Annotated in this window: 11 protein-coding genes and 1 riboswitch; of the genes, 2 read left to right on the forward strand and 9 right to left on the reverse strand. The window is 59.6% G+C overall.

The genetic code is table 11. The annotated features are described in order from the left end of the window. Window positions 1–13 precede the first annotated feature (13 nt). From J3U06_RS07235 to J3U06_RS07265, 7 genes are all read right to left on the reverse strand, one after another. Complete coding sequence (locus tag J3U06_RS07235; RefSeq protein WP_324123892.1) at window positions 14–3,388, reverse strand: endo-alpha-N-acetylgalactosaminidase family protein; 3,375 nt, start codon at window positions 3,386–3,388, stop codon at window positions 14–16. A 39-nt stretch (window positions 3,389–3,427) separates the two neighbouring features. Then, window positions 3,428–4,900 (reverse strand): UDP-glucose--hexose-1-phosphate uridylyltransferase, encoded by a 1,473-nt coding sequence (locus J3U06_RS07240; RefSeq protein ID WP_267444769.1) that lies wholly within the window; start codon window positions 4,898–4,900, stop codon window positions 3,428–3,430. Further along, complete coding sequence (locus J3U06_RS07245; protein ID WP_267444770.1) at window positions 4,900–5,985, reverse strand: phosphotransferase enzyme family protein; 1,086 nt, start codon at window positions 5,983–5,985, stop codon at window positions 4,900–4,902. The genes J3U06_RS07240 and J3U06_RS07245 overlap by 1 nt, the downstream gene beginning before the upstream one ends. A gap of 28 nt (window positions 5,986–6,013) precedes the next feature. After that, a complete protein-coding gene (gene gnpA, locus J3U06_RS07250) occupies window positions 6,014–8,179 on the reverse strand; it encodes a 1,3-beta-galactosyl-N-acetylhexosamine phosphorylase (RefSeq protein WP_267444771.1) in 2,166 nt (721 codons plus the stop codon). A gap of 66 nt (window positions 8,180–8,245) precedes the next feature. Then, on the reverse strand, window positions 8,246–9,181 hold the full coding sequence (locus J3U06_RS07255) for a carbohydrate ABC transporter permease (RefSeq protein ID WP_198199416.1): 936 nt from the start codon (window positions 9,179–9,181) through the stop codon (window positions 8,246–8,248). Continuing rightward, complete coding sequence (locus J3U06_RS07260) at window positions 9,178–10,134, reverse strand: carbohydrate ABC transporter permease (RefSeq protein ID WP_267400851.1); 957 nt, start codon at window positions 10,132–10,134, stop codon at window positions 9,178–9,180. Before J3U06_RS07260 ends, J3U06_RS07255 begins: the two co-directional genes overlap by 4 nt. Before the next feature lie 143 nt (window positions 10,135–10,277). Further along, window positions 10,278–11,603: an ABC transporter substrate-binding protein gene (locus J3U06_RS07265; RefSeq protein WP_267400852.1), complete on the reverse strand. Its 1,326-nt coding sequence runs from the start codon at window positions 11,601–11,603 to the stop codon at window positions 10,278–10,280. 314 nt (window positions 11,604–11,917) lie between these two features. Beyond that, window positions 11,918–12,096: riboswitch (Lysine riboswitch) on the forward strand. 180 nt (window positions 12,097–12,276) lie between these two features. Here J3U06_RS07265 and J3U06_RS07270 point away from each other — a divergent pair. Both J3U06_RS07270 and J3U06_RS07275 read left to right on the forward strand, forming a co-directional pair. Next, the gene (locus J3U06_RS07270) at window positions 12,277–13,668 is read left to right on the forward strand and encodes an amino acid permease (protein ID WP_416378950.1); all 1,392 of its coding nucleotides are present in this window, start codon (window positions 12,277–12,279) and stop codon (window positions 13,666–13,668) included. A 204-nt stretch (window positions 13,669–13,872) separates the two neighbouring features. Further along, a complete protein-coding gene (locus J3U06_RS07275) occupies window positions 13,873–15,378 on the forward strand; it encodes an amino acid permease (RefSeq protein ID WP_267444773.1) in 1,506 nt (501 codons plus the stop codon). An 86-nt stretch (window positions 15,379–15,464) separates the two neighbouring features. Here J3U06_RS07275 and J3U06_RS07280 read toward each other — a convergent pair whose 3' ends face one another. Then, entirely contained in the window at window positions 15,465–19,181 is a 3,717-nt protein-coding gene (locus J3U06_RS07280) for a family 43 glycosylhydrolase (protein ID WP_267444774.1), read from the reverse strand. A 26-nt stretch (window positions 19,182–19,207) separates the two neighbouring features. Continuing rightward, window positions 19,208–22,381 (reverse strand): immunoglobulin-like domain-containing protein, encoded by a 3,174-nt coding sequence (locus J3U06_RS07285; protein ID WP_267444775.1) that lies wholly within the window; start codon window positions 22,379–22,381, stop codon window positions 19,208–19,210. Window positions 22,382–22,495: the final 114 nt, after the last annotated feature.

The following is a 22,495-nucleotide window of genomic DNA, read 5'->3' on the forward strand; positions in this document are numbered from 1 at the left end:
CAGGAATCTCTGACTAGAGGCTGGTAATCCGCAGATTATCGAGAACCAGATCCTGGTAGCCAGCCATGTTGGCCTCCGAGCCGCTGCTGCCTTCCAGATCTGGTCCTCTGTCAGTGGAGTAAATGCCGAACCAGGTATCGCCATTCGGATCGCCAGTCAGCTCGAACTCGCATCTGGCGGTGACCCCCAGAGCCTTGTGCAAGGGATACAGGTTCAGATCCTCACCGGTGTACTCGCCTCTACCTGTTGCCAGGGCGTATATGCCGTCTGATCCGCACTGGTAGTCGAACGAGACCCTGTAGCGTCGACCCGGCGCAAAGGGGACGTTCTGGGGAATGGTCTGGAAGAGGAGAGCGCGTCTCCCAGTCAGACCGTTGACTTTCAGAGACCAGTCACCCTGGAGGACATCGTCCATCCTCTTGACATCCCACCCAGCCTGCGTGAAGGGCTCATGCAGCTGGGCCAGGTGGATTCGGTTGTCTTCCACCCCTTCAGCTCCAGCCACCACAAAGGGCCAGATGCCCTGGACGTTATCTTCAAAATCACAGGTAAGCTCAACCAGATGACCGTCCTGGTCCAGGCTGATGCCATCGTATTCGTTCTCAACCAGGCGAATGTCGTCAAGGTAGGCGGCGCCATCCCCTTCATGGGCCAAGGCCAGACGGGTCTGCCCACCCTTGGGAGCCGTGAAGAAGAGATAGGCATTCTGAAAGTAGCTGCTACCGTCAGTCGTTGGAGCATCGGTGTTGTGGGCGTAGGCCTTGACATAGTTTTTGGCAATGCTCGGGCCGCTCATATTGCGAGCCAGCACCCCACCCTGGTCCGCATCCACACTCAGCTCGACCTGGCCGCCACGGTTGTCAAGCCCTAAATAGAGGGCATACCTCTTGCCTGGCACCAGGTTGGTCAGGGGTTGCACAGCACAGACCGAACCCTCAAGCCTAAGCATGGGATTGGCGCACTGACCCTTGGTGATCGAGGCACGTCCGGGCCCCTTCACGGACCAGACCGACTGGAACAGCCTTTCGCCGCCGTTGAACCCTGCATCCACTAGATGCTCTCCTGACCAGTCCACCTGGACTCCCTGGCCCGCATGCCGGCAGACCAGGTAGGGTGTTCTGGGCTTGGCATCCAGGGTGAGGCTCCCCTGCACCACCGGAATTTCCCTTGGCTCCGATCTGCCCTGGTCGGTCAGCCGGTAGACGATGACGACAGAGGCATCGCGCCACGATTCCGGGAGCTCCCAGGTGGTCGAGCCGCCTGCAGTATTCCAGTGGTAGAGCTTCTGCTCATCTGGATCCAGCCGATCCCCCGTATTGGCATCCCAGACCCAGGGCAGCAGATACGCTCCTGCGCCGGTTCCGGTTTCAATCCCAGGCTTGTCGGCCTTGGGGTCATTGGCCTCCAGCTCGCCGACAAGCACCACTCGGTCATTCAGCCTCATCGTGCGCTCGCGGTAGGCGGGCGATGTCTGCTCATTGGAACCCCTGGAAATGACCAGCCTGTCACCTTGATCATTGACCAGCTCAATCTGTTCGTTCCCCTGATTCTTGGTCAAGTCACGCACTGAATCGACATTGATGGGGTCGTTGTACCAGGCCATGATTCTAAAGTGCTGGATGAACTTGGTCGAGAGGTCGCAGGTATAGAGGTTATCCATATAGGCATCGAAGTCGTTGCGTCCCTGCCATCCCTCGAAGTCCTTCATGCTGTAGCCGTCCAGGAGCGGGGCGTTGGCTGCGCCTCCGAAGGCTCGGTGATCACCTATCCAGCTGTCCTTCTGGTGGTTGCGCAGAAAGCGCATGACCTGGGAGTTCTCACCTTTGTCGTGAGAGGATCCATAGGTCAAATCCAGGGACCAATGCTGGAAGGCGGCATCATACTCATTGGCCGAAGCGTACTCCGTGCCAATCCCCCACCCGTTATCGGTCAAAATCTTCGAGAGCTGCCGGGTTTGCCAGGAATCCTCCTCCCCCGAGGTCCCATCGCCCCAGACATCCACATACACGAAGTCCATCCTGTCACCGACCTCACGGGCGAGGGCGGCAAAGCGTTCCCTCCTGGCGCCCGAGGCCAGGTCGTAGATACCATCGATACCCACGGTCTGATCCAGCCAGTTCCAGCCGTAGCAGAGGCCGCCCTTGTCATCCCTACGGATCATGTCTTCAGAAAAGGCATTGGCCTCGGGAAACATCTCATCCACATTGACATGGACACCAAACCGGGCCCCATAGGTCTTGCCCCTGTCCATCAAGGTATTCATGTCCTGGAGTCCGCCGATTCGTCGACCAATGTCGTCGTAGTCCGGATGGCCGGAGTCGTGGCCCTCGTTGCCATATCCCTTGAGAAGGACTGACTGACCCAGGCCATCGGTAGCCAGGGCCACCCGCTTGACGTTATCCAAGGTTGTCATGAAGGGATTCTGGGCCTGGGAGCCAAAGTTCATGGCTATGCGTCGTGCCACTTGGTCCGGGACATCATCAGAACCATACGGATTGTTCATGATGCGTCTGAAGGCGATGGCACCATCCTGCCAGTTGACCACCCCGTCATCATTCAGGTCTCCGGCCAGAGCTACTGCCATGGCGGGCTTGTCCGTCTCCCCGACCGTATAAGAGCGTCCGTGGGAATCCTGGACCACCCGGTTGTATATCCAAGGTGCGCTGGTCAAGCCGAGGACGGTGACTCCGTCCACCTGGTCGCGAACCGCCAGAACCCTGGTGTTCTGCGCGCCACCGGTTCCTGTTTTGCTGGCCGTGGTCCCATCGTGTTCGGAGTTGCTCCAGAGGCCGGCACTGAGGCCATCCGCAGAGAGGAAGCCATACATGTAGTCCTGCCCGATAGGATCCTCCTCCATCTGCCCAGTGACCGCCCGGTGCACATCGCCACTGATGGAGACGTCCGCAGACATGCGAGCGCCGGTAAACTCCGCATCCGCCTGAGTGTTGGTCACGGAAATCAGGCATTGTCCAGGGAAGGCCACCGTCTGGACTGGATGGTCGGGGCCAGCCTGGTTCCCAATCGAGATCACCTTAAAGCTCAGAGAGGCGTCCTCGACTGAAATGCGGACCGCCAAAACCGCATCAATCCCCTGCTCTGCGGCGATCGCATGGAGTCGATAGACCAGACTTGTCTCATTCTCCCGTTCCAGCTCCACCTTGTCAGGACCCAGCTCAATCTCGATGCCGTTGATGGCCACCAGACGCAGATCCCGGACCTGCCCAAGCATGGTTCCTTCAGCCTGAGGCGTCTTCAACCGATAGTCAATCACCGAAGGAAAGTCAGGCCTGAGGCGCACTTCCATTATTTGAGTATGCAGGGTCTCCCAGGAGTCCGTGGCGCCCGGCCTCGCGATCGGTTGGTTTCCGCCCATGATTGTTCCGCCCATCGGTCATCCCCTGTCATTGGTGTTATTCATCTACGCCGCCTACCGGCAACCCAGCCCCCGCAGGAATTCCTCGGTCTGTTCGGGCCGCTTAAAGACTGCGGTGTTGCCCAAGATCCGGGCGCAGACACTGCCGATCTCACTCTTAAGGGCCTCATGGATCTTCTCCGGATCATGCGAACCCCGCAGAGCCTTGGTAATTTCGCCATACTCCAAGCTGAAGTCGGCCACTTGTTCGGAAAGCCCGGTACCTGCCACCAGGGCCTCTTCCAGGCAGGCAAGCTGGCCGACCAGCCTTCCGGGCAGGACGAAGAGCCCCTGGGCCTCGATCAGCCCGATGGGTTCCTGCTTGACCGGATAGAACTCCGGGTGCACGTGGAAGATGCCATCAGGAAACTGCGGACTGACACCGTTATTGCGCAGGATCAGGCTCATCTCGTAGCCTCGGTCGGTCTTGACCAGGCTGGGTGAAAGGGCTGATTGCCGCCCTTCTGGCCCCTGGCTGGCGATGTTTAGGTCCGGGTTGTCGTAATCCACCCAGGCCTGCCTGATGGTCTCGCTGACCTCGATAATCTCCTGCCGTGACGGCGAAACCACTCTGACCACGGTCCCCGGCCAGTCCAGAATCTCGATAGGAGTATCAGGGTGGCCGTCCAAGTGCAGGGTCCGCCAAGCTCCGGCCTGATGCACAGGCAGACGCTCTCCTCCGCCCTGATAGTGATCATGAGCCAGAACGGATCCGCCAATTCGGGGCAGGGCGGCGTTGCAGCCTAGGAAGTAGCCGGGGAAACGGTCCACAAAATCCAGCAGATTCCCAAAGGTGTCCCGATCCACGTGCATGGGGGTGTGATCAGCGTTGACACAGATGCCATGCTCGCGGAAGTACCCATAGGGCGAGAACTGCCAGAACCAGTCGTGGCCGCCCAGAGTCAGTGGGATGGTCCGCAGTGTACGCTTGTCACGCCCGGCGAAGCCCTCATTTTCATGGCAGATGGTGCACTTGGGGTACCCGCCTGCGGTGCTGTTGCCCGCCGCAGCCTTCTTCATGTCCTTGAATTCCGGCTTGGCCAGGTTGATGGTGACCACCACGCCCCCGGAGGAGAAACGAGGGTTCCTGTCCAGACGGGACTTCTTGATGTAGGTATTTTTGACGCAATAGTCATAGAACCAGTGCATGGCAGCCATACCACCCTGGGCCCCCTCCACCTGCGTGAAGCGCCGCTGCAGCTGGGATGGCCTAGAGGACAGGATTCCCATGACCGTATCTGCCATGGAGAGGGCCTCATCCTGAGCCATAAGACCGGCACCCTCCAAGGCCTGCATAAAGGACTCCAGGAGTTCATCGACGCCACCGGAGGCGGGATCAGCAGATCCATCCCCGGAATCGTAGGAGTGCAAGGAGAAAAGCGCCAGGATCTGATTGCGAGCCCAGTCGACATCGGACGGGTCCAGGTCCAGACAGGCACAGGCGTACCCGATCAGAGCATCGAGGCTCCGGTAAACCCGATTCAGCATCAGCTCCTCACCTCTTCGACCACCTGGGCGGTCATCTCCTGCATTTGGGCATCGTCAGCCTCCATCTCCTCCACCAAGCGCATCTGCGTATGGGTCCGCACCAGATTGTGCTCCGGGTAGGCGGTGGCGAAATAGGTGTCGCCCTGAAGGTAGTCGGTCAGGAAGCGCATGCCGCACTCCAAGGTCATAATCCTGCAGGAAGCCGGGAAGAGGCTCAGCTCCCGGTCCACAGCCTTGCCGGCCACGGCTCCCAGGAACCCTTGGGCATAGGCACGGTAAAGATCAGGGTTGAAATGGACCTTATCCAGATCACGCTCATCCTCCAGGGCTGTCGAAGCGCCGAAACGGATGGAGTCGCCGAAATCGAAGAGCATGGATCCGGGCATGATCGTGTCCAGGTCGATGATGGCCCTGGCCTTACCGGTGGCGGCATCCATCAGGATGTTGTTGAGCTTGGTGTCGTTATGGGTGACCCTGAGTGGAATGGATCCATCGGCCAGCCCGTCCATGATGACCGGGTACTGGTCGGCACGTTCCATATACCAGTCGATCTCGGTCCGGCAGGTGGATGCCCTGCCTTTGATATCTTCCTGAACAGCCCGTTTGAAGGTCTCGAACCGTTTGGGGGTGTCATGGAAGTGGGCGATGGTCTCGGTCAGCTGAGAGGCATCGAAGAGCGCCAGGGAGTTCTGGAAGCGTCCGAAAGCCTGGCCCGCCTCCCTAAAAACATCTGGGCTGGGAACCAAATCGTAGGAGATCGTGTTCTCAATGAAGGCATAGACCCGCCAGGCCCCACTTGCCAGCTCGCAGTAGGTATTGCCTTCTCTATTGCGGATGATATCCAGGGTCTCCTGACCCTGCGAGCGCAAAAATTCGGTCACCAACTCGATGTTGCGCATCAGGGAGGCCGTATCAGGGAAAACCGAGGTGTTCATTCGCTGCAGAATGTAACGACGCTTGTCCGTCTGTATCAGATAAGTCTGATTGATGTGCCCGTTGCCATAAGGCGCAATGCTCTCCACACGCCCTTTGAGGGGGTAGCGGGCGGCAACCGCGGCCAGCTCCTGATCCTGAACCGTCGTCATAATAGCCTCTTTCCTGCCGAACCTGCCCTTATGCCTGCTGCCAGACCATGGCGCTGGGTTCCAGGACAATGTCTCTGACCTGGCCGTCTGCCTGACGAACGCTGGTCTCCTGGGGCAAGTCGGTGTTGTTGACGACGCAGTAGATGCCCTCCTGCGGGAAGTAGGCCACCTCGCAATGAGGGTTGGTGCAGCTCCAGTCCCCATACCGATCCTGTCGCCCACTGGCGTAGAAGAGGATCCGTTCAAGAAGCCTGGCGTTGACGGCCGAATAGGGCAGTCCGGAAAGGTAGACCCCACGGCCCATGCCATACTGGTTGACCGCCAGCTGCACCTGACCCTGGTCAGCCCTGAGCAAGGTGACATCCTCGTTGATGGGGTAGGTGTTCACCACGGGCTCTCCGAAGTCCACCTTGCCGTCCTCGGGCAGATCGGCAGTGATGAAGTGCTTCTCGGTGACCTTCGGAAAGTACTTGTCTACCGAAAGGGTGTGAAAGCGCTCCTGGTCAACGCCGAATACGTCGGCCAATTGGAAGAAGCGTCCCTCTCTTTCCAGAGCGGTCGGCTGGCCTATGCCGACCAGGGCCCCTCCCCCGTCGACCCAGGCTCGCAGGGTCTCCAGCAGGGCAGGATTCCTCCAGACCCCGCCACCGCTGAAGGCCGTATCGGCCGGGCCACCGGTGATGATCACATCCAGGTCATGATCCACGCCGTGGGCCAGAATGTCGTTGAAGCTGATGAAGCGGACGTTCACCCTCATGCCCGACAGTGCCTCCAGAACCCCGTAGTAGGAGTAGGTCTGCTTGTTGGGCAGGGCGTGCGCCACCGTGTAGGCCATCCAGGACCGCGTGGCGCCCCAGGAATTCAGCACCGCCACATTGAGCTGTCCCTGGGCCGCCCTCCCCTTGGTCCTGTCATGCAGATCGCGGAACTCGTCTGCGATGCGCGCCACGGTCTGAACGAACTTGGGGAACTTGGCCGCCAGGGATGGGTAGCCGCCGTAGCCCATGCGCGATATGGGGCTGCGCAGAATGGCCCTACGGGCCTTGCGCCAATTGTCCAGCCCCTCGATGCTGGGATCGTTGCCCTCATGGAAGGTATCTGGGAAGAAGTATGGCAGAAAACGACCTTCGGTGTAGCGGACCCCGGGAATATCGGAGATCATGCGCAGGGTGGTGCCGTCGCCCACGGACCCAACCACAGCATCCAGACCCAGCTTCTCGAAGCCCGGCTTGTAGGGCTCGGTGCCGATCCACTGGTCTCCCAGGAACATCATAGCTTCCTTGCCGGCCTGGTGGGTCATATCGACCATGGTCTTGACATTCTCCCGCACAAAATCCGAGAGGAAATCAATCCAATCGCGCTGTGCCCTGCCAGGAATGCAGAAGGAGGAGTTGTAGCTGCCCTTGTTGATGAAGTCCTCTGGACGCAGACGGTAACCGTACCGAGTCTCGAAGTCATCCAAGGCCTGGGGGGAGACCGTGCAGGCATATCCGAACCAGTCCACCAGCTTCTCCCGGTGGAGCTGGTCGAAGATCAGCGTGAACTGGTAGAAGAAGGTGGTGAACCGGACCACGTCGGTCGCCGGGTTCTCATCCAGCCACTGCCGATAGGCATCCATGACGAACTTTCGGGTGGCAGGATGGTAGATGTCCAGGGGAATCTCGTGTTCCTTGTCGCCCCAGTCGTTGGTCAGGTGGTTGTACATCTCGACCGGATCCCAGATGATGTAGGCCAGGAAGGATGCCGTGTACTCATGCATGGGAGTGGCCCCGGTCACGCGAACCAGGTCCTGATCCGGATCCAGGCTCCACTCCGACTGGTCCAGGACCCGTCCGGCGGTGCGGTCGATGACCTCCCAGTACCGATGGGGGTCGGCATCCCTGTTGGGCCTGAGCTGCTGGTCGAAATAGCGGTCCATCAAGGGAATCTGCACTTGATCTTCGTGGGCCAGTATGCGCTCAGACATCAGGTAGACCTGCGGGGTCTCGTCCATGTGCTTGCTGATCCACTCGTTGTGGGCGCGAGTAGGGAAGTAGGCGCTGTACACCTTCATCCCTAAGTTCAGCAGCTCCTGGTCCAAACGGGTGCCGTCCGAGTTGCGAATGGCATCCGCACCCCAGAGCTTGGCCAGCTCCTTGGTCTTTTCGGCAAAGTTCTCTTCGCCCGGCAGGGTAAAGCGCCCGGTCGTGGTCATTGAATCAAATCTCCTTGGAATATCTCGTAACGGAATGACTGAAAAACTGTGTGCAGCCTTGGACCCTTACTCCTTGACCGAACCGGCGGTCAGTCCAGCCTGCCAGAACCGCTGCAGGCAGAAGAAGAGGATGATCACCGGCAGAACACCCAGCAGCGACCCCATCATCAGCGCCCCTCGATCGGTAAAGACCGGCAGAGAGACCAGACCATAGAGGCCCAGGGTCACCGGGAAGAGGTTCTCGCTGGAGAGCATCATCAGCGGCAGGAGGAAGTTGTTCCAGGTGGCCACGAAGAGGAAGAGGAAGATCGTGACCATGGCGGGCGCAAGAATCCTCAACACGATCGTGAAGAAGATCCTGGCTTCACCGGCACCGTCGATCCTGGCCGCCTCCAGAAGCTCGGTAGGTACCGAACTTTGGGCATATACCCTTCCCAGGAAGAAACCGAAGGGCGAGACCGAGCAGGGGATGATCACTGCCAGCATGGTGTTGCTCAGATGCAGGGCATTGAAGATGGAGTACTGGGGGATGGTCATCAGTGCCGAGGGCATCAGCAGGGCAGACATGGCGATAGTCATGACGACACCCCTGCCCCGGAACTGGAACTTGGCTGTGCCATACCCGGCCATGACCGAAACCACCGTGCCGATCAGGGCGGATACCCCTGAGTAAATCAAGGAATTAAAGACCCAATGCCAGAACTGTGAGTGTGTCCAGCCCAGGAGGATCGAGTAGTTGGTGGCCACCGCCTGGGGAATCTTCTTCAGGTCGACAGCAAACCAGAGGCCGTTGCTGCTGACCAGCTGGGAGGGCGACTTGGTAGAGGCGATGATGGCCCAGTAGATGGGAAAGAGGAAGTAGATCAGGGCGAAAACCAGGACCACGATGGTGGTGATCTTGACCACCTTGGTGGGCCTCATGGAGCGGGGCAGTTCATCGGCCTTCTGCTTGAGGAGCTTCTCCTGCTTTTTTGCGAGGCGTGCGGGGTTGGCCGAGGTCATGATTCGTTCACCTTCCTCTCGATGTATGCGTAGAGGGCGGCAAGGACCCCGGCAATCAGTGCCATGACGATTGCGATGGCGGAAGCCGGACCGTCACCCTTAGGGGTGAGGATGCCTCGTGACGTGTTCATGGCCATCATCATAGGGGTGTAGGAGTTCGATATGCCCTTGTCGACGGTCTGCATGACCTGGGGCTCGTTGAAGAGCTGGATGCTGCCGATGATGGACAGGAGCATAGCTAGGAGGGCCGCCCCCCTGACGTTGGGGAGCTTGATCCTCATGGCGATCTGGAAGCCGTTGGCTCCGTCGATTCGTGCAGCCTCATAGAGATCACGAGGGATGGCCTGGAGAGCCGCCAGGAAGATCAGCATGTTGTAGCCCGTGAAGGTCCAGGTGGTGATGTTGGCCATGGAGGCGATCAGAGCGTTGGGCGCGAAGAAGTTGACATGGATTCCTATGGCTGCCAGGCCCTTGACGATGGGCGAGAACTGGTCGTTGTAAAGGAATACCCAGATGATGGCCGCGATCGCGCCCGGGATGGCATAGGGCAGGAAGTAGCCCAGCCGATAGGGGGTGACATGCTTGACGATGAAGGAATCCAGAAGCATGGCCAGGGACAGGGCGGCGATGATCATGACCGGGACCTGGATGACCGTGTAGATCAGGACCCTGCCGATGCCGGTCCAGAAGGCTGCGGAGGTGACTGTAAATCGGAAGTTCTCCAACCCGACGAACTTATTGATCATCTCGCCCCCGCCGTAGGCGCCGCCGCCCGAGGCCACCTGCTGGAAGAAGCTCATATAGACGGCATAGGCAATGGGGATGATGAAGACGATCGCAAAGAGGATGCAGAAAGGCATCATGAATGCCCAACCCGTCCGTTCGTTGCGTTTGACGATCTCGGATCTCCCCTTCTTCTGAGCCCCTGCCTCAGCTGCTGTTCGATGGCTCATGTGAATAACCCATCCTCTCGGAACCTATAAGGCGAGCGACCTTCCAGCAGGCGGGGAACACGGGCCACAGACCTGGGTTCCCCAACCTGGTGAGATTGTCAGGGAAGGTCTCCCTGCTGTATCCGCCGAAGAGCGGTTACCGATCAATCCTTGGCGATCGGAAGGCCATAATCCTTCAGTGTGGCAAGGGATGTCTTCTGTGCTGCATCGAAGGCATCGGAGACCTTAGCTTGACCCTTGCCGGCCTTGTCGGCAGCCTCGCCGACGGCGCTGCTCACCGCGGAGAATCCGGGCATGTAGTTGAAGGAGCCCATGTTGGCGTTGGCCTTGGCAAACTCCGCCATCACGTCCTGCCCGCCGAAGAACTCGGTCCAGGACTGGGGGGTCTTGGCTTTCTCGGTGGAGGCCGCGACAATCAGACCCTGAGAGGTCAGATCAGGCACCTGGGTGTTGAACCAATCCAGGAACTCCATGGCCTCTGCCTTGTGCTTGGTGCCCTTGATGGCTGCAACGCCCGAACCGCCGTTGGGTCCGGTCTTCTCGCCGTTCTTGAACCAGTCGCCGATCTGGGTGACCCTCCACTGGCCCTTGCCGGCATCACCGATCCAGTCCATCATGATCGGGGCATTCCAGGCGGCGTCGATGGATCCGATAATGGAGCCGTCATGGAAGGCGCCAGCGAAGGAGGGGTCGGTGCTGGGGGTCAGGTTCATCGCCTTGGCATCGAGCAGCTGCTGGTAGAAGTCGGCTGTGGCCTTGGAGCCGGGCGTATCAACGTTGACGACCCACTTGCCGTCCTTGATTTTGTACCAGGGAGATGACGCACCGGAAAGGGCGGAGAAGGCCATGCCTGCACCATCGGGCTGGTAGGTCATGATGTACTTGCCCTGAGCCGCTGCCTTCTTGGCCGATTCGATGAATTCCTCGGCCGTGGTGGGAACCTTAATGCCCAGCTTGTCGAATTCCGTCTTGTTGTAGTAGTAGACCATGGGGCCGGTATCCTGGGGCAGACCGAAGACCTTGCCGTCCACGCTCATGAGCTTGCTGGGACCCTCTGCGAAGTCTTTGGAGTACTTGCCTGCCTCTGCAGTGACGTCCTCGACGATGCCCTTGGTATAGACCTCGGGCAGCTCAGCGTAACCTACCTGGGCCAGATCGGGAGCATTACCGGCCTTGACGTCGGTCTCCAGCTTCTTGATCAGGTCGCCGGGGCTGCCGTTGAACTTGGTGGCCTTGACCTGGATGTTCGGGTGATCCTTGTTCCACCTGGCCACGGTGTCCTTGACCATGGTCATGCCCTGCTTGTCGGGAAGACGGTGCAGGTATGTCAGTTCGACCTTGCCACCCGACTTGGTGTCACCGCCCTTGCTGGCACCGGATCCGCCGGAGGAACCGCACCCGGCCAATGCCATGCTTAAGGCCGCCACTGCAGCCATGGCCGCCATTATGCGTTTGCTGCTGGTTCTCATCTTGATTCACCCCTTCATAAAAAACAACATTGTCTTAACCTCGAAGTGCACATTCAGTATAGCAGTACTTATTTGCGAGGACAGTTTATTAATTCAATTACAGGAAATGTAGATTTAGCAAAGCGGTGCTAAACCACGGGATTTTCATTTGATTATCTTCATTCACAATTGATATCAACCTGTTTGATCAAACGAACTCTAGGCTGGTGTAGCGCTTTGCGGTAGCAGCGCTTTCGACGACTTCGCCCTATGCCCTATAAGGCAAGCGCTCCTACCTTGTCTGAGAATCCCTCTATGCTTACCCGTAATTGCAAAGCCACTGAAGAGGTCGCCGAACCTATCAGTAACCGGGATCAGACAGTGCGGTGTCGCGCATTCCCGGCGAAAGGAGGTCCGGCCGAAACGGTTCGGATCCGCCCATCCGACCCGTTGGGCCCGGGTCGAACAGGTCCGGGACTGTCGCAACCCCATGTTGCGGAGCGCTATGTGCAGTGTCACAGACAGGCAACCCGCCTGGATTCCGCCTGAGCGGAACTGGCCGGAACCGTCGTCATAGGGCTCTCAGGTCAGTCCAAGGAAAAGAGCAGTTATGGCGACCAGGCAGGGCGGAAAGGACAGCCCCTCCGCTTCCACCGACCGGGTTCAACGCAACCTTAAAACCCGACACGTCACCATGATCGCCCTGGGCGGCTGCATCGGCACCGGCCTGTTCATGACCTCCGGCTCCACCATCGCCAAGGCCGGACCAGGAGGCGCGCTGGTGGCCTACGCGGCCATGGGCCTCATGGTCTATTTCCTGATGACCAGCCTGGGCGAGCTGGCCACCCACCTGCCCACCTCCGGCTCCTTTGCCGCATACAACGCCCGCTATGTGGATCCGGCCCTGGGATTCGCCATGGGTTGGAACTACTGGCTGAACTGGGCCATCACCGTGGCTGTGGACATCTCCACCGCCGCCCTGCTGATCCAGTACTGGCTGCCCAACACCCCAGGATGGGTCTGGAGCCTGCTGGTCCTAGTAGTCATCTTCCTGATCAACGCCCTGACCGTGTCGGCCTTCGGCGAGGCCGAGTTCTGGCTGGCTCTGATCAAGGTGGTAACGGTGATCGTCTTCCTGGTCATCGGTCTGGCCATGATCTGCGGCATCATGTTCCGCCCAGCCGTGGGCCTGGGCAATTTCACCTACAAGGACGCCCCCTTCGTGGGAGGATTCCCCGCCATCCTCAACGTCTTTCTGATTGCAGGCTTCTCCTTCCAGGGCACTGAGCTGATCGGGGTCACGGCCGGCGAGTCCGAAAACCCTGGCAAGGCGGTTCCCAAGGCCATCAACGACGTCTTCTGGCGGATCCTGCTCTTCTACGTGCTGTCCATCTTCGTCATCGCCGCCCTGATCCCCTACACCAGCTCCAATCTGCTGAGCTCCGCCGAGGGGGACATCGCCATGTCACCCTTCACCATGGTCTTCCAGCGGGCGGGCCTGGCCTCGGCAGCCAGCGTCATGAACGCCATCATCCTGACCTCGGTCCTCTCGTCCGCCAACTCGGGTGTCTACGCCTCCACCCGGATGCTCTACGCCCTTGCCAAGGACCATTACGCCCCCGCCTTCTTCGGGCACACCACCCGTCACGGCATACCCATGGCCTCGCTGATCGCCACTCTCGTGGTCTCCCTGGCCACCTTTGCCGCCAGCATCTTCGGCCAGCAGATGTACATGTGGCTGGTGGCCGCCTCGGGGCTGACCGGATTCATCGTCTGGGTCGGCATCGCCCTGAGCCATTACCGCTTCCGTCGCGCCTGGGTGGTCCAAGGCCACCGGGTTGAGGAGTTGCGCTACCATGCCAAGCTCTTCCCCCTGGGGCCCATCCTGGCCCTGATCCTGTGCATCATCGTCATCGGCGGGCAGAACATCGAGGCCTTCGTCAACTGGAACTGGCAGGAGATCGGCATCACCTACATCAGCGTGCCCCTGGTGCTTGCCCTCTACCTGGGTTACAAGATCCGGTACCATACCCGGATCGTGCCCCTGAAGGAGATGGATTTGAGCGGGGATCCGGAATCGCTATGACAGATCTGTCAACTACCATGACACATTGTGACCACGGGAGCCGAAAGGCCATACCAATGGCATAGACTCCCTAAGCGTTCGAGGACCGGCTCAAGGACCCGGCCATATGAATCCATTCCGGCATCCAGCCGGCATATCAGGAATCGCAATTTCAGTACGACCCCGGACTCCCCGGTGCGTCGCCCAGCCAAAAGGAGGAGGATCATGACGCAGAACACCAGCAATGCAGCGTCGAACACCAATCAATCCGACCGGGCCGGGCAAGAGCATCATGGCTACGGCAGCGTCAAGCGCAACCTCAAGACCCGCCACATCTCCATGATCGCCCTGGGCGGCTGCATCGGCACCGGCCTGTTCATGACCTCCGGCTCCACCATCTCTACAGCCGGCCCCGGCGGCGGACTTCTGGCCTACATAGCCATGGGCGTCATGGTCTACTTCCTGATGACCAGCCTGGGCGAGCTGGCCACCCACCTTCCAGTGTCGGGATCCTTCGCCGCCTACAGCGCCCGCTATGTGGATCCGGCCCTGGGATTCGCCATGGGCTGGGACTACTGGCTGAACTGGACCATCTCGGGTGCCGTGGACATCTCCACCGCGGCCCTGCTGATCCAGTACTGGCTGCCCAACACCCCAGGATGGGTCTGGAGTCTGCTGGTCCTGGTCATCGTCTTCCTGATCAACGCCCTGACAGTCTCCGCATTCGGGGAAACCGAATTCTGGCTCTCACTGATCAAGGTGGCCACCATCATCGTCTTCCTGGTCATCGGCATGGCCATGATCTGCGGCATCATGTTCCAGCCGGCGGTCGGCCTGAAGAACTTCACCTACAAGGACGCCCCCTTCGTGGGAGGATTCCCGGCCATCATGAGCGTCTTCCTGATCGCCGGCTATTCCTTCCAGGGCACCGAGGTAGTGGGCGTGACTGCCGGTGAATCCGAAAACCCCGGCAAGGCGGTCCCCAAGGCCATCAACGACGTCTTCTGGCGGATCCTGCTCTTCTATGTGCTGTCCATCTTCGTCATCGCCGCCCTGATCCCCTACACCAGCCCCAACCTCCTGGGAGCCTCCGACGGGAACATCGCCATGTCGCCATTCACCCTGGTCTTCCAGCGGGCCGGCCTGGCCTCGGCAGCCAGCGTCATGAATGCTGTGGTGCTGACATCCATCCTCTCGGCCGTCAACACCGGGGCCTACGCCTCCAGCCGCATGCTCTACGGACTGGCCAAGGATCACTATGCTCCGGCCATCTTCGCCAAGACCACCAAGAGGGGCATCCCCCTGGCAGCTCTGGTGGCCACGGTATGCATGTCTCTGGCCACCTTCGCCTCCAGCATCTTCGGCCAGTCCTTCTACATGTGGCTGGTGACCGCCACCGGACTGACCGGATTCATCGCCTGGATCGGCATCGCCCTGAGCCACTTCCGCTTCCGGAGAGCCTTCAAGCTCCAGGGGCACGACCTGAGCGAGCTCAAGTACCACTCCAAGCTTTACCCGTTCGGCCCGGTCCTGGCCATGGTGCTCTGCGTCATCGTCATCGCCGGACAGGACATCCCCTCCCTGATCAACCTGAACTGGTCGCACATGGCCATGACCTACTTCAGCGTGGTACTGGTCCTGGTCCTCTACCTGGGCTTCAAGTTCGTCAACCACACCAAGATCGTGCGCCTCAAGGACATGGACGTGTCCGGCGCCGAATCCGCCCGCTGAAGCAGCAGGACACGGCGGACACCTTGTAAAAGTGCCCCGCAGATGATCTGTTCCATCTGCGGGGTACCATCGGGCCAAGCTCAAGCCTAGGTCAACGACGATAACATCGACCTTCTGACCGGAATGGCCACCATCAAGGCCAGCGAGACCATGAGCAAAGCCGCCAAACTTACTGCAGCGACATCCGCCCCGGTGGAGGACAAACCACCGCCCCCGACCGATGCATCACGGACAGGGTCGTGACGACCATGCCCGCTGGCGCCGGCAGAGATCAGACTGGTACCTTGTCCTATACTGCCGTCCTGCGTCCCGTTTCCGCCCGGTCTGCTGAGGGGAACCAGGGCCTTGACAGCCTCCTGAAGACCCTTCAGCGCCTCATTAACAGCAGCCTGGTCGGCATCGGGATCGTCATAGACAGCCTGTGCCCGCATTCGAGCCGCAGTGAAAGCCATCCAGGAACCGGACTCATATTTGCCTTGATCCAAACCATCGGCCTTCTTCAAGGCAGCAGAAAGACCGGATTTGTCGACCTTGGCTATGGAATCAACCACCTTGACCCGGACTTTCACATCAGGGTGGGCGAGTTCTTCATCCGCATCCATGTCCAGCACAGGCAGACCATCCGCTGCCCAATGTACTCGGCGCACGAAAGTATCCCGCCCGGAATAGTTGCGGTAGCCATCCGTCTTGTTGGCGTATGCGTGGAAGACGTAGATCTGATTGCCGTCCTCGTCCTCGCTCCACATGCCATGGCCCGTGCCCAGCTGCCATTTTCCGTTGAAAATGCCTGAATTCTGGATGGGATAGTTAAGGTTGCTCCAACTGGCTGGATTGGTCAGATCGGTATTGCCTGATCCGTCGGCCACGGCCATGCCCGTGGTGTAGGTCTTGCCGACCGAGGAACCGGAGTACATCAGATAGAGCTTGCCCTGGTGCAGGGTTACATTAGGCCCCTCGGCGATTGTGGCGTTCCAGGCGTAATCTGGGGCGACAATCCTCACCGGGTCGGCTGTGACGTGAGCAGGGTCGGCAGGATTCATCCTGGCCAAATAGGTGGCGCCCAACTGCTGCCAGACATAATAGGATTGTCCCTTCTGATCCTGGAAGTAGCTCATATCCAAGGACATGCCGACACTTCCATCAGCGGCAAGGGCCAGGGGACGCCCGTCGGAACGAGTCACGGCTTGCGGCCGCTCCCAGTTGGAAGCAACGGTCGGGTCGAGGTCATGACCTCCGGCATCCTGCTTGAGCTGCATATAGACGGCCTTGCCATTGGTCCACTGGTTTCCGTATCCCGCCATGAACAGGACTGTCAACCTGCCGTTGATCTCGTGAATCTCGGGCGCCCAGAAGCTGTGCATGATCGGCTGCCCCTCTGCATCAGGATCCCCCGCCTTAAGGATGATGTGTTCCTTGGCGTTGTACCCGTTGGCATCAATCAACCCGGAATCCTGGCCAAGGGTGTCAGCCAGATCGGCGATGGCATCGGCCATCCGCAGGGGCATATGGGGACTGCCATGCTGCCAGGTGCAGTCTCCTTCAATGTCGTTGGTGGCGATCATGAGGTACTTGGTATCCACCCGTTCATGACCGTCCACCTGCCGCTTCCACTGCCACTTATAGATGGAGGGGTCAGCGCGCTCCTCAGCGAAAGGAACTCTGTAGGAGGTCTGGCCAATGGTGCCGGTGACCTCATATTCCCCGACTTTGTTCAAGTCAAGATGCGAGGTATCCCAGTCTTTGATGGGCAGTGAACCTGTGGAACCATCGGAATAGGTCAGTCGAGCGGTTTTCGGCAGCTTCAATCCGTTTGCTGAACTCCCCTTGGTCACGGTGATGTCCTTGAAATCGTTCACGCCGGTGTTGGCCAGACGACCGAATCGGGTTTGCAGGGCCTTGACACGGTCCTGATCAATGACGATGGACGAACCGTGGCGATAGTCATCAATACCCTGAACCTTTGACGCCGGTTGGCTGCCGCCGACTGTGGCGAACCGCCCAACATGAACAGGCCCATGCGCGGAATCCTTGTCCTTGAGCTCAGCGAAACTGGTGTACTTGGGCACTCCGTTGTCGTCATACCACCCGATCATGGTGGTCTTGGACGCCGTATCGTAGACCCCGTAGGGGCTGTTGACCCCGTTGGTTTCGCCCAGGTCAATCAGGCCTGCGGAATTCGGGGACTCCTCATAGGCAAGCAGGTCAGCAGACCGGGCAAAAAGCAGATGACCGGGACTGTCCGGCACATCCGTCCCCCGGTTGGTGCGCACGGAGAGGATACCGTAAGACCCATCCCCCATCATGAAAATCGAGGGATCCTTGAGGCTGCGCGCGTAGTCCCTGGTGTTCTGGTTGACGGGCTGCGAGGCGTAACCCAGTGGGAAGAAGATGCCATAGTTGCCGTTGTAGGGCTGGTACCGCCCCGAAGCTTCGTCCTTGAGGGCCAGATGCATGCTGTGCGCGATATCGCCGTTGTTGGCAGTATCCGCCGAGGTCGCATTACGGTCGTAGGCAAGGAGGGTGCTGGCCTTCGACTTGGGAAGGACTTTCACCTCGAAGTCTTTGACAATAGGTTCAGCAACTCCCGCAGCTGTGATTGTGGCAGTGATCCGTCCAGAGACAGGTTTGTCGCCAGCTATGGAGACCAGTCCCCCGTCTTGGATGGAGATGCCGGAAGCGGCCTTCAGCTGCAGAGTCGTATGATCCGGAGCCACAGGAAGCTTGGTCCCCGAGGCGATCAGGGGCGGGATGACGTAACCGTCAGCCGCCTCCTGCAACCTCTCGGCCTTGGTCTTCGTACTCGGTTTTACGGTGATGCGGTAGCTCTTGCTGCCGGTCAATCCACGCACTGTGGTGGTAGCCGTCATGGTTACCGTTTGATCCTGAGCGCCGGAGGGCGGCTGGTTGACCATACCTGTATCAGTGATGACCGAAGGATCCGATGAGGACCAGGTTACCGTGCCTCCTGCTGTGGGAAGTGCCAGGTAGTCGCCGTCCACGCTCTGGTCATGGAAGCCCAGGGCATCGATGCGTCCGTCCACCAGTTCGCTCCTGTGGATGTTGGCGTCGACAGTGCTGATGCTCTTGACCTTTCCAGCGTCCAGAGCCCTGCCGTAGACGCGGAAGTTGGCCACCTGGCCCTTGAAATTCACATCCTTCCAAGGCGAGTGGCCGATGGTGTTGAGGCTCTGGTCGCCAATGTCGGCAGTCGTGACGGGAACCTTGCCAGAGGCGACCTCCTCGCCATCGACATAGAGCTTGGCCATACCGTCCGACCCGTCCAAGGTGGCCGTCACCGACATCCACTGGTCGGCCCGGACTGCACAAGAACCCGACTGGACCAGATGCTCGGTCCCCTTCGCCTTGATGCCTACCAGGGGCTGGCGTCCGAAGGCGCAATTGAGGGAGCTGAACAGGTATTCCTGGTTGGAGGCGTTGCCGATGTTCCACATGAAGTGGAAGCTCTTCAGCATGTCGGGATCCGCCTTGACCTCCATCTGGACGGTAGCGGAGGACTTGCCGGAAAGCAGATCCGCAGGCAGCCGAACCCAGCTGCCCCCTCCGCTCCAGTCCCCACCGGAGAGGAACAGCGATTGATCCTTCCACAGATCGTCTCCCGGATTCTGCACCTGGGCCTCACCAAAGGCGCTGCCAGAGGCGGTATTGGCGACCGTGTGCCCGTCCGATGGCTTGCTGGCAAAGGAGTACTCGGCCAGCAAATCCTCGGTGGGCAGGGTTTCAACAGCACTTGCTGCTGCAGGGATGAAAGCCAATCCGGCCAAGGCGGTCAGAATCGCCATCATCCAGGCGATCATTCTTCCACATCGTTTCACTTCTGCTCATCTCCGTCCATGGCTGTTGCCGGCCCCTGTCGACGGACGAAAAACCTACAGACGGCAATGAGAACCAGCCCCAGGCTTGCTGCCAGCAGGAGACTTGGAACCTTTGACAGGTCCACACCTGTGGCGGAGAGGGAGGGGCGAGCCTGTGCCTGCGGGTTCGCAGTACCGGATGGATTGCCGGATGATGAATGCCCCGGCTTCTGAGTGTTGTCTTTGTCGGGTGCAGGCTGGGCGCTGCGAATCTGGGTCAGTTTGACCTTGTAGGTCCTTGTGGTGGCCTTATCGGCTGCTGTGACCGTGATCGTCAGCATCCTTTCAGCTGATCCAGAAGAGTCCAAGGTCAAGGCGACAGTAGCCTGATCATCCGTGGCGAGAGCGGCGATGTCAGTCTCAGTCAGTCCATGCAGGTCGGCGAGCGCCAGCGTGGCAGTACCCGCCAAGGCCTGCGCCAGGTCCACTGGTTGGCCGGCCACGGTCAGAGACTTGAGGCTGGCGTCATTGGAGAGGACCTTGACCGTGACCTCCACGGGCATCCGAGAAGCATCTGCAGCGATTCCGCTCACTCGGAAGGTTCCGGGGTGGTTGTAGGAGGACGGATCCACGGCATCCCAAGCCACCTTCACCTGCTCCTTGCTTCCGTCAGCCTTGGTCAGCTCCACCTGGGCAGGAAGATTCGGCGTGGGATCCTGACCGACCTTCGTCTCTACAGACATGGCCGGAACCGAGGCGACCGCCACATGGGGCGCATAGGCCTCCAGGACCTTCTGATACTGAGCCCTGGTCACTGGCAGGACAGTGCCGTGCCGTGGTTTGCCGCCGTCCGTATTGGTCGGGAAGTTGGCCTCGGGCATCTTGTCGCCGATCACCTTCCACTGGTCGGCCTTGGATATATTGTTCGTGGCCATCGGCACATAGTGGTTGGGGCCACCGTGGTAATTGGGCTGATCGGCAAAGAGGTAGTACTGATATCCGTTGACATCCCCATCGTTCGCCCGGAAAAGCGATGGGCCTTCGCCGGCGCTGAAAGTACCGCCGTAGCCGTTGGCCTGCCCGCCGCCGATGCGCTCCCCGACCAGGGACCAGTCGTTGGCATCACCGGATGCGGCAGTCGGATAGGATCCGGCAACCTTGGCCAGAAGGTCCTTGGACTTCTCCTGACGCAGGGTCATGGTCTTCTCGTCCTTGTAGACGCGATAGTAGTTGCCATCCTTCTTCTGCACGGTGGCATCGATGGATCCCGAGCCGGGCTGACCCCTGCGGTCTGCATCGATCCAGACCTGGGGCTTGGAGAAGTTGATGAAATCGTCAGTGGTGACATACATCATCCGGTTGTAGGTCAGCGCGGTCCTTTCAGCCGGATCGGTGCCCGGATACAGGTTGGAGGCCCAATAGACCACGTACTTGCCGATCTCGGCATCGTAATAGGCCTCAGGCGCCCAGGTGTTCCCGGCATAGTCGGTGCTCACCTTGACATGCCGCTCCTGGGACCAGTGGGTCAGATCATCCGACTCCCAGATCTCGATGTATTTGGATCCGTTGGCCTGGGCACCCATGAAACCGCTCAGGCTTCCGGGCGCATTGGGACGTCCGGATATCTTCAGATCGGTGGCCAGCATGTAGAACTTGTCACCTTCCTTGGACCTCATGATGAAGGGATCGCGAAGTCCCTGCTCGCCCTTGCTTGAGGTGAAGAGTGGCGAACCGTTGTTCAGCGTGTTCCAGTCCAAGGCATTGTTGCCCTTGGATGCAGCCAGACTGATCTTCTCGCCGCCGACGCCCTCGCCGGTGAAGAATGCCCAGACATAGGCCTGATCCTTGGAGTTGTCGGCAGGCATGGGCTGCACCTTAAGGGTGAACTCCTTGACCAGCCTGCTGTCGCCATGCCTGACCTCCAAGCTCAGGACCACGGTTGCAGCCGGCTTGCCAGCGGCGGGACGGTTGACCTTTACCGTCTTGGAAGAGCCGTTGACGCCATCGACAATGACCGCGCCGGCCGTTCCCGGATCCTTGACGGACCAGGTGAAGGTGGAGCCGTGCTCACCGAGCGTAGGTATGGAGACATTGGTTCGCACATCGTCGGCATTCTCAATGCCCACGGCATCCAGATCAGCCTGCGCCTGCTCCTGATCACTCGGAAGATGGGGAACTAAAACCTGATAGGCCTTGGTGCGAGTGACCCCGTTCAGGCTGAAAGTGGCCGTCAGAGTCACCTGCGCGTCCGGCTGCCCGGAAGCAGGCCTGTTCACGGTGACTGACCCGTCACCAGCTACTGCCAGGGCCGGTGAATCGGATGCCCAGTCCAGATGCACGCCCGAGAGATCCGTGGGAAGGGTGAAGTTCTCACTCGCCTGAGCAGGGACCGCTACCGTCGGCATGATCTTCTCCAAGGCCTGGCTGGTATAGAGCCCCTTGACCGCAGCGGAATCCATGGCCTGATCGTAGATGGCGTAATCATCGACCTCGATCTTGCTCTTGGGATCGGGATAGGAGGATTTGCCCAGGTAGGCGACCAGATCCCCGTAATTGCCGAGACCGCCTTGAGGTATGGAGTAGGTGGAAGAACCCAGCGGAGCGCCATTGAGATAGGAGCTCATCGTTCCTGTGGAGCCGCTGATGACTGTGGTGTACAGGGCCATGTCACCAGTGGATTTGGAGCCGGATGAGGGAGCCCCGGTGGATCCCGGACCCACTTCGGTGCCCCATGGGGACTGGTTGGGCTGATTGGCGGTCGCCGTGGTCATTACCGCCTTGACCCGCCCCGCAGGGTTGGACGAGTTGAGCAGGAAATACCCTTTGGTGGTATCTGCGTTCCCTATGTAGGCCGCTGAAGTGTTCATAGATCCGGAATTATTCTTCAGCCAGATCGAAACAGTAAGGTCCTGCTTATCCTTCAAGGCACCGGTGGGAATGACTACGTCCTGGGTGCCGGTCAGCACGAGGCGACCATCCTTGACGGAAGCATCGCCTTCCAGAGTGGCGTCACTGTGACCGTCAGAGCCCTCGTTGGCTATGGTCCGGCCGCTGGGGGCAACATCGAAGGAATAATGGATCAGCGGTTTCTCTGCCTCCTCACCCGATGCGACAAGGGGCAGCAACAACCCCGATGCCAGTGTTACACACCCTAGGAGCAGCCCCAGGGCCCTCTTTCCATGTCCGTTCATTAACGGGCCTCTTCCTGTGTAATGCCATCACATCATTGCGGTGGCTCTTGAATGCTCCCAAGAACAGCTGATTCCAGGAGCCTTTTGTCTTGGACTGCCAATGCCGGCCATTCC

The sequence above is a fragment of the Bifidobacterium sp. B4142 genome (genome assembly GCF_026537325.1).
Classification (GTDB): Bacteria; Actinomycetota; Actinomycetes; order Actinomycetales; family Bifidobacteriaceae; genus Bombiscardovia.